Source organism: Streptomyces alanosinicus (assembly GCF_014650595.1).
GTDB lineage: Bacteria > Actinomycetota > Actinomycetes > Streptomycetales > Streptomycetaceae > Streptomyces > Streptomyces alanosinicus.
In genome coordinates this window covers 85,005-93,487 of the sequence record NZ_BMVG01000028.1, presented here as the reverse complement: position 1 = coordinate 93,487, position 8,483 = coordinate 85,005, and the positions used below count along the sequence as shown (strand labels likewise).

Sequence of the window (8,483 nt, the reverse complement as noted above, 5' to 3'; positions counted from 1 at the left end):
AACCCTCCGAGAGGTCCTGACGCCAACACGTACGGCGAGCAAACCGAGTTCAGAGAATACCGGCAGCTGCGCAAAGCCTTCGAGGACGGCAAGAACGAACCCGGCGCCGCCGATTTCTACTACGGCGAATGCGAGATGCGCCGCCATGACCGCACCGGCACCTCACCCGGCGAGCGCCGATTGCTGTGGGGCTACTGGCTGCTGTCTGGCTACGGCCTGCGCGCCTCCCGCGCTATTGGATGGCTCGTGGCCGCCATGTCCCTGACTGTGCTGCTCCTCATGGGGTTCGGGTTGCCCACGCATGACCCCGACCCTGCCACCACCGGCACGCTCCACGGCAACAAGATCAGCCTTACCACCAGTGCACCGGATCCCGTCCTTCACGGAGGCTGGGACCGGCGCATGACCTGGGCCCGTGCGGAGAAGGCCACACGCGTTGCGGTCAACTCCGTGATTTTCCGCTCCTCGGGCCAGAACCTCACGACCTGGGGCACGTACATCGAGATGGTTTCCCGCCTGCTGGAGCCCACCCTCCTCGCCCTAGCTGCACTCGCCGTACGAGGCCGCATCAAACGCTGAGCCTCCGCCAACTTGAAATCGCAGGTTAAAGGGCTGGTGTGCCGGTCTGCGTAGGCGCTCGTGCTGTTCGTGGGCGGCAGTCTGCGGAGTAGATCATCTGGCGGAGTTGCCTCGGGGGTGGATCAAGCATCTGGACAAGTTGTGAAGCGTTTGGAGGTGGCGATCAGGCAGGGGGACGGATACATGAGTCGTCCTTGCCCGGGGTTTCGTCAATGCGGTCGTTCGTGTCGGGGACACGGTGCGCCGTCCAGCCTCGACTCGCACGAAGTTCGTGGGTGATCTGCTGAGGTTGCTTGAGCCAGTGGCTGGAGTGGAGCTCCGCGGTATCTCGGTGTAGACGAGGGCCGTGAAGTCCTCAGGTACCTCGATGGCCATGTGGCATGGGAGCCGCAACAACCTGCTTCTGTGTCAAGCAGTCACCGACAGATCCCTGAAGAGAACCTCATTCTGTCCACCGTAGCCGCCATTATAGGCGAAGAGAATAACTGAAAAATCGGTCGATACAGTAATCGTAGATGTAACGTATTGGCCATTCGCGAGGAACGTTAGGCGAGATCCTCTAACCTGTACCGTGATGTCATTGACTGAGCCAATATCGCGCCTTATTGCCGAATTGAACCTTGGCTCAGACATGTCCGGAGAGTTTGGATCATCTATCTTCCATTCCCCCGTCCGGAAAATAACAAATCCATATTCCTTCACTCCATCGGAAGATTGGGTCGAGAAGTACAGACCCAGCTCCTCGGGGGGATCACCGCTAATCCACTTAGCCTTGACTGACACGTCAGCATTTCCACTTACGGGTATAGTAGGTCCAACACATTCTCCAGCATCTCCACTCATATGAAGCCCATCAGGCTCTATTTGGCAGCTTGAATCGCCAACTGGCCAGCCTGGATGGTGGTTCCCGGATGATGTCAGAGAGTCTGCAAAGATTTGATGAGGGCTTGAGGGAGCAGGCGCACTCGGCTGCGATGCCGCAGTACTGGGGGCTTCTTTTACGGCAGGTTCTCTACTGCCCCCGCCTATTAGCACAGCGGCTGCGACGGCTACGGATCCTGCGGCTCCAAGACCTGCCACAATCCAAGCAGTCTTCGATCGCGCCCTAGAACTGGAAGACTTGCCGGCTGCCTGCTTCCCCGATCCTTGTCTTGGCATGGCTGGTGGAGTGATGGCCACTTTCCGGCCATGGCTGCGAGTTATCCGAATCCATTCATGTACAGAAGGACGCTGTCGCGGCTCAACCGAAAGCGACGCACAAAGCATATCGAACATGTCTGCGGGAATCCTATCGCGCAGAACTTCAGGGAGCCGGATGAGTTGATCTCCTGCAAACAACCTGAGGACGAGCAAGCCAAACTTATATATGTCCGACTGAGTCGTTCCGAGTGCTTCCGTAGAAATAGACCTGACATCCCACTCGGGCGTCTCTCCTTGCGGTAGCACTCCCACCCCGTCGAGCAACATGGCATCGCAATCAATAAAGCAGCTTCGACTTAGTGAGGATTCGAACAATAGGTTATTCGGCGAGAAGTCGCCTACAGTGATGTGGCGGTCATGAAGAAACCCCAAGTCGACCGCCACGGAATGTGCCAAATTCATCCTATCGGCATCTGTGATGGCAATTCCTACTCTGCGTAGATATTTGTCATCATTCAATATAAGTTGATACCGTGCTAGAACTCGTTCACGGCTGTATGGCAGTTTCAGTTCGCGGAAGAATTCGCTATCAACGCGCGCCATCGTGAACCCGATGATTTTGGCGCGCTCCGCCACTGCCCTTACAGGCCATGCAGCGATTTCGTAGAGTTCCCTGCGAGCCTTTGGTGGGAGTTGAAGTGGGAAGCTCACCATCCTGCCGAGTTGAGTCACATCCAAGTCGTGAAGCGTGTGCGCATGGTATTCCTTATACACTTGCGGCTTACCGTTCACCCTGACTTGGGTCTCATATACTTTGCCTTGTCCACCTCGGCCGGAGGCTACTACCCGCAGGGGACCTAGATCCGTCTTCTGGAATACGTCCACTTCACACTCCTTCTCCGAGAGATGGTTTAATCCACAAGGCTATTAGTGTCCGGTCATCGTCGAATAGCTCCCTGGAAAAATCCAGCGTATGGGCGAGTTCCAATGGTCTTGGAATATTGGCGAGCAAGTTTGCAAATATCTTACCGATGCTCCCGCTGCCGTCACCGAGCGCACTACCGAATCCATCAGATCCGACTAGGAGTACATCTCCCGGGAGTAGCTGCATTTGCATTGGTTCCACCTGTGCTGGCAGGCGGGGCAGTGCTGCAATGGCAGTTGATGCAATATCAAGGGACTCGTTATCCAAGGATCGGGCATGCGGAGTCACGGCATGGTACTCACGCCCCCTCATAACCCAAATATCCGAATCTCCAATCTGAGTGGCAACGAGATTCGCTGTTCCGTCAGATTTTGGTGTTAGTACTGCTACAGTCAGTGTCGTTCCTAGAATTCTTTCAACTTCTAGGGCGTCTTTTGGGGCATTGAGATTTGTGTGTGCGTAGTCGATAAGACCCCACGCCGCGTTTCTCAGTAGTTGTCTCCAAATATCAACGTCCCAGTTCCAGTCCTGATCCAGGCAAACGGCCTCCTCGCTTGCTCGTCGCTTGCACCAGTCGATTGCCGAGCGACAGGCCAAGGTTGCACCAACTGAGGAGAGAGGAGACGCTGAAACACCATCGGCGACAGCCACTACTATTGAACCATTTTCCTCAAATTCAGTGAGCGAAAATTGGTCTTGCCGCGGCATCCCATTGAAGCGATGAGCATAGCCGCGAACACATGCGGCTCGCAGAATGAATGACCGTGAAGACCATCCGTCCACGACGGTATCTGCAACATATATCCCATTCTTGCCAAATTTTGGTTCAAACTCGTATATTGGTCGCTCCACGACTATCGGTTCCCAGGCACCATGCGGCGCCGTCATAGAGCCCTGGGGACGGTTGGATGGTTCCCTTCCATCCCTGGATTGAGTCATCGGGCCATCCTTTCATCGCTCAAACTAGATCAGCCTTGATACGGATATATCCTTCCGGCTGCTCCGTCATAACCTCAGCCTTACCTTGTGCAAGCCCCTCCGCAGTGGCGACCATGGTATGAGTAAGAGCGGTAAGGAACTTTGTGAGGGCACCGCCTGTATCGTGCGATTCCGCCGCCACATACGCATAATCGACAAGCGTTGCGATTTTTCTGATGGTTTCTGCACTCTCGTCTGTTGCGGCTTCAGCTATGCCAAATGCCAGGATGTTCGGGTGAGCTCGCCAGTTGCTATCGGTGAGCCTTTGGAGTGATGTCATCCAATTTTCAGTCGCCTCCGTAGGCTCCCCGTCGGTAAGGAAGAATGCGGCAGGTCTCAAGGCGCCGTATCCCTGTTTGCGAATACTTACGACGTCTTCTTGGATTCTTTCTCGCGTGGCGTCAAATGCGGCTGAATACCTTGTCTTCGCCCCTCGGACCGACAGCGTAGGTACTTCGTGCAGGTCCCTAAGGTCACACAAGGCCAGTTCTGTACATGCGTCGTCGGCGAAACCAATTATGGAGAATCTGATTTTGGCAGCCTCTAGGGGATGCTTGTGCATTTCGTCAAGTAGAGATCGCAGCCCTGCATTTAGATTGCTGATGCGGGATCCCTGCATCGAGGGCGATTCATCTGCTATCAAATAGACCGGAAATATGTTTCCTCTTGTCGCAGTGGTCATCGGAGTACTCCTGACTTGTCGATGTTGCGCCTCTCCCAGGGGCCAAGTCCGTGTGACGCATCCCCTCTTCTATTGGATGTGGGTATCTACGCCCTCGCAACTGGTCCGCTGATCGCTGTCAAAATCTTGATCTGAGGTCACTGGCCGAGCCCCCGGAGCCGGAGCCGCCTGCCGCAGTGTTCGACCTCATGGCCACGCTCCAGGACTCAGTGTCGAAGGCCACGGCCGCCCCGTGACATACATGTCGGCCGGCCAAGGTGCGCGAACTACCGAAGCCAAAGAAGAGGGCCGCCGGGATGAAGACGACGGGCCGGCAGCCTAAGAGTTGCTTGAGGAGCGGCAGGTGTAGGGCCACCTCCGCCACCGCCCAACGAGGAATGCGCGCCAGCCGGGAGTCGAGCGAATAGCCTTCAGTTCTAGTCAGACTCGTTGAAGCTGAGCCATCTTGAAGTAGCTGATCAGAGTGGTGGCGTGAGGGTCGTTCGGGGTGCTCGTGCTGGTGGTGAGCGGCAGTCTGAGGTGTAGATCGTCCGGCAGGGTTGGTTTTGCGGGTTCTCGTCCGTCGGGATCGGCGCCGCTCGTACGCTCCGGCGCATGATTGACCCCGAGATACAGCAACGGATCGCCGCGCGTCGTGCGGAGCTGGACGGACTCGAAGAACAGCTGGTCAAGCAGCTGGCGGAGGTGCGGGCCGAGCGGGAGTGACAGCGAATGAGTGAGCAGCTCGCCGACGAGCGGGCCCGGGCCGGATCGCCGGTGGTTCAGGTGGCGGTCGGCCAGTGAGGGTGGTCCCGGAGCGTGGGCCGGGAGTTTTGGAGTCCGCGTTGCCGGCGGAGTATCAGCGCATCCTGGCTGCCGTGCGGGCGGCCGGTAGTCCGGTCGCTACCCGGCAGATCGGCGAGGCGCTGGGCGCGGACACCGGGGTGCGGGGCAAGCTGGAGCCGCTGCGCGGGAAGCCGACGAAGCCGGCCGACCGCGGCTGGCTGCACAAAAGGCCCGACGGGAAGTTCACCGTCCGCCCGTGACCGGCCCGCACGGACGGCAGGGCGTAACCAAGGTACCCCCGGCGGGCGTTGGAATTGCGTGATGAAAACCAATAAGCATGCCGGGGACACGTGTCCCCGGTCTACCAGTGCCGCCTGCCGCTGTCCACGCGCACCGTGAAGTACCTCGCCGATCTGCTGCGCGGCCACCTGAAGTCGATACGGTCCAGGTGGCGGGTACTGCCGGCCGGGAGGATCGCGACCATCGTGCTGGCCGTGCTGCGGCACGATCAGCGCCTGGCCGACATGGCCGACGGCAACGACGTCTCCGCCACCACCATCCGACGCTGGCGCGACGAGCTGATCACCTTGCTGACCGCCAAGGCCCCACGGCTGGACCGCGCCCTGAAGAAGATCGCCCGGTGGGGCGCCGAGGTCGTCCTGATCGACGGCACCCTGATCCCCCCAGCGCCGCACCGGGACGGCGAACCGGCCGAACTACTCCGGCTCTGATGCGCACATGCTGATGTGGTCGGGATCGCTCTGCGGCTGCATCACGGCGTGCCAGGCCTCGTTGGGCCGGCGCCGACCTGTTCGTGCCGGGTATGGGGGCCTACTGAGCAGCCCTGGCGTCGCAGCGAACCGCGCCCAGCTGTGCAGCGTGCGTGCGCGACGGCCACACGCGCGGCGTGGGGTGCGGTTGGCCGACGTGGCCCGCCTGATCAAGGCGAGCCACGCCGGTACCTGGACGCATCCGGAGCGGCTGTTTCACGGCTGTCTATGCGGAGGCTGAGGTACCGGGGGTGCCGGTGAGCACACTGGCCATGGTGGGCGGCATGGCCCCGTTGGCCGTCTGAGCGATGTCGCCCGGCATGACGATCATGAGCCGGGTGTTGTTGCGCAGTCGGGCCAGGGTGACGAACTCGACTTCGGTTTCCTCGTGCTGGTGCGGCAGGTATAGGCGGCGCCTGTCGCCGTCGGGGTGCGTGACGGTGGTGACGTCCTCGTCCAGGATGCGCTGGGCGACCGGATCGGCGGCCCGGATGTGGTTGCAGACGTCGTTGAGCCGCGCATCGTCGGGGTTCGCTTTGTGGGCCAGGCGCAGTTGGGAGGCCATGGGTTTGGCCCAGGTCTCTTCCCAGTCGATCAGTTGGAGCCGGGCTTCGGGGTAGCACAGGGCCCAGATCATGACGTTGATGCCGTGCAGCATCCACGGGTAGTCGCGGGCTGCGGCCGTGTTGAAGACGCGTATGTCCCAGCAGCGGTCGAAGGTGTAGGCGGGCCACCGGAGGCCGTGGACGATTGCCGAGACCACGGGGTCGATGGTGTTGGCATCTGCGTGGGGGCGTGGGGGCGGTTCGCAGCCGTTGGCTTCCAGCCATAGGTGGGCGCGTTGAGCGTCGTCGAGGCCGAGGACGCGGACGATGCTTTCGAGGAACTCTTCGCCGACGTGGTCGAGCTTGCCGCGCTCCAGCTTCCCGTACCAGCCCTCGGTCACGCCGGCCAGCTCGGCCACGTCCCGCTGGGTGAGGCCTTTGCGGCGGCGTGATCCGTAACGGGCCGTGAATCCGGGCACGGCGCACGGGTCTCGCTCTTCGCGCCAGGTCTTGAGCATGCGAGTGATCGGCGGCAGGTTCCTCGACATGGCGGTGCAGGACTCCCCTGAGTAAAGAAAAGGAAAAGTATGAGGAGACCCTAACGCACCTAATGACCTTGTCCGACTTGAGGGGCCAGTCACACAAGACGGGCACCTAATGCATCATTTCAGACATTTCTACAGGCCGAACGGGCGGTAATCCGTAGTCGCAGTGCCGGTTGCACCGCTACCGGCATCCACAGAACCGGCCTAACGGAACGGAAACCGGGCAAGGTGTGGGACCGCTGCCGGGGGCGACCTCCCTCGGTGGCTGTCCTCCGCGCAGCATCTGGCCTCACTGGGAGAGCCGCCGCGGGTGGACATCGCATCATCGACGATCCAAGAGGTGTCCAGGCATGAGCGTCTTCATCACCGGCGGCAACCGAGGCATCGGGTACGCGATAGCCACCGAGCTTGCCGAGGCCGGCCACAATGTGGCCGTCACCTACCGCTCCGGCGAGCCGCCCGCGCACTCCTACCTGATAGGGGAAGAACACTGCGGCGGCCGCTTCCTGGCGGTCCGGTGTGACGTGACGGACAGCGAGCAGATCGACGTGGCGTTCAAGCAGGCCGAAGCCGAGCACGGACCGGTCACCACGGTGATCTCCAACGCGGGCATCACTCGCGACGGGCTCCTTGCCCGCATGAGCGAGGAGGACTTCAGCTCGGTACTGGATGCAAACCTGACGGCCGCCTACCGCGTCGCCAAGCGCGCACTGCCCGGCATGCTGCGCGCCAAGCGTGGCCGCATGGTGTTCATCTCCTCGGCCACCGCGATGCATGGCGAGGCGGGGCAGACCAACTATGCCGCTTCCAAGGCTGGATTGATCGGGCTGGCCCGCTCGATCGCCCGCGAGTACGGGTCGCGCAACATCACTGCCAACGTCGTTGCCCCGGGTTTGACCGCCACCGACATGGCCGCGGCACTCCCCGAGGAGCGCATCAAGACCTTGCTCGGTCAGATCCCACTCGGCCGCCTCGGGCAGCCCGAGGAGATTGCCCGCACGGTGCGGTTCCTCGTCGACGAAGGCTCCTACGTCACAGGTGCGGTCATCCCGGTCGACGGCGGCGCGGGAATGGGGCATTAGCCGGTGGACTCAGACTGCGGCACCCTCCTGCGCGCTGCGAGGGAAACAGCTCGCGGCAGACGTCGGCGGCGACCGCGCCGTGCGGGGGATGCGGCAGCCGCCTCGCGCACTTCCGGTCCGAGGGGGCGGGAGTGATCGACGCCGAGCGCATCCTGGAGCTGGCACGGCAGCCGGCCCGGGTGGGTTCTGACCGCCAACGCGACGCCGACCGCATGACGGCGCTGGCCGGAGCCGGGAAGAACCATGGCACGCTGTCCCGCCCTGTGGCGTGGTCGGCAGCTCGGTGCACATCGTGGGCGCGCAGCAGCGAGCACGCTGCCGCGGGAGTGTGCGCGGCGTGCCCGATCCGTCAGGACTGCCTTACCGTCCCGGCGGCAGGGGCTCCGGCCACGGTGCGCGCCTGGCGGGAACGGATGGACGAACAGTAGGCGGCTGCCACTGATGGGCGTCGAGATCTTCTCGGCGCCCATCA

Annotated in this window: 8 protein-coding genes and 1 pseudogene; 5 read left to right on the top strand and 4 right to left on the bottom strand. The window is 61.3% G+C overall.

Annotated elements, in window-relative coordinates:
- Positions 1-579 (top strand): annotated as a pseudogene (locus tag IE277_RS35035) (pentapeptide repeat-containing protein); the annotation flags it as partial.
- Positions 580-987: 408 nt separating this feature from the next.
- Here IE277_RS35035 and IE277_RS35030 read toward each other — a convergent pair.
- The 3 genes from IE277_RS35030 to IE277_RS35020 form a co-directional block, all read right to left on the bottom strand.
- On the bottom strand, positions 988-2,604 hold the full coding sequence (locus IE277_RS35030; protein WP_189957773.1) for a hypothetical protein: 1,617 nt from the start codon (positions 2,602-2,604) through the stop codon (positions 988-990).
- Between the two features lies 1 nt (position 2,605).
- A complete protein-coding gene (locus IE277_RS35025; protein WP_189957772.1) occupies positions 2,606-3,496 on the bottom strand; it encodes a protein phosphatase 2C domain-containing protein in 891 nt (296 codons plus the stop codon).
- Between the two features lie 106 nt (positions 3,497-3,602).
- A complete protein-coding gene (locus IE277_RS35020; RefSeq protein WP_189957771.1) occupies positions 3,603-4,304 on the bottom strand; it encodes a vWA domain-containing protein in 702 nt (233 codons plus the stop codon).
- A gap of 824 nt (positions 4,305-5,128) precedes the next feature.
- Here IE277_RS35020 and IE277_RS35015 point away from each other — a divergent pair.
- Together IE277_RS35015 and IE277_RS35010 are read left to right on the top strand one after the other, a co-directional pair.
- Positions 5,129-5,329: a hypothetical protein gene (locus IE277_RS35015; RefSeq protein ID WP_189957770.1), complete on the top strand. Its 201-nt coding sequence runs from the start codon at positions 5,129-5,131 to the stop codon at positions 5,327-5,329.
- Positions 5,330-5,419: 90 nt separating this feature from the next.
- Positions 5,420-5,800, top strand: coding sequence for a hypothetical protein (locus IE277_RS35010; RefSeq protein ID WP_189957769.1), 381 nt, complete (start codon positions 5,420-5,422; stop codon positions 5,798-5,800).
- A 265-nt stretch (positions 5,801-6,065) separates the two neighbouring features.
- On the opposite strand, the gene IE277_RS35005 is transcribed toward IE277_RS35010, so the two are convergent.
- Positions 6,066-6,932 carry a helix-turn-helix domain-containing protein gene (locus IE277_RS35005; protein WP_189957768.1) on the bottom strand — a complete coding sequence of 289 codons (867 nt, stop codon included), beginning with the start codon at positions 6,930-6,932 and terminating at the stop codon, positions 6,066-6,068.
- A 347-nt stretch (positions 6,933-7,279) separates the two neighbouring features.
- On the opposite strand from IE277_RS35005, the gene fabG reads away from it, so the two are divergent.
- Both fabG and IE277_RS34995 read left to right on the top strand, forming a co-directional pair.
- Positions 7,280-8,011 carry a 3-oxoacyl-ACP reductase FabG gene (fabG, locus tag IE277_RS35000; RefSeq protein WP_189957767.1) on the top strand — a complete coding sequence of 244 codons (732 nt, stop codon included), beginning with the start codon at positions 7,280-7,282 and terminating at the stop codon, positions 8,009-8,011.
- A 131-nt stretch (positions 8,012-8,142) separates the two neighbouring features.
- Positions 8,143-8,439 carry a hypothetical protein gene (locus IE277_RS34995; protein ID WP_189957766.1) on the top strand — a complete coding sequence of 99 codons (297 nt, stop codon included), beginning with the start codon at positions 8,143-8,145 and terminating at the stop codon, positions 8,437-8,439.
- The last annotated feature ends 44 nt before the right edge of the window (positions 8,440-8,483 follow it).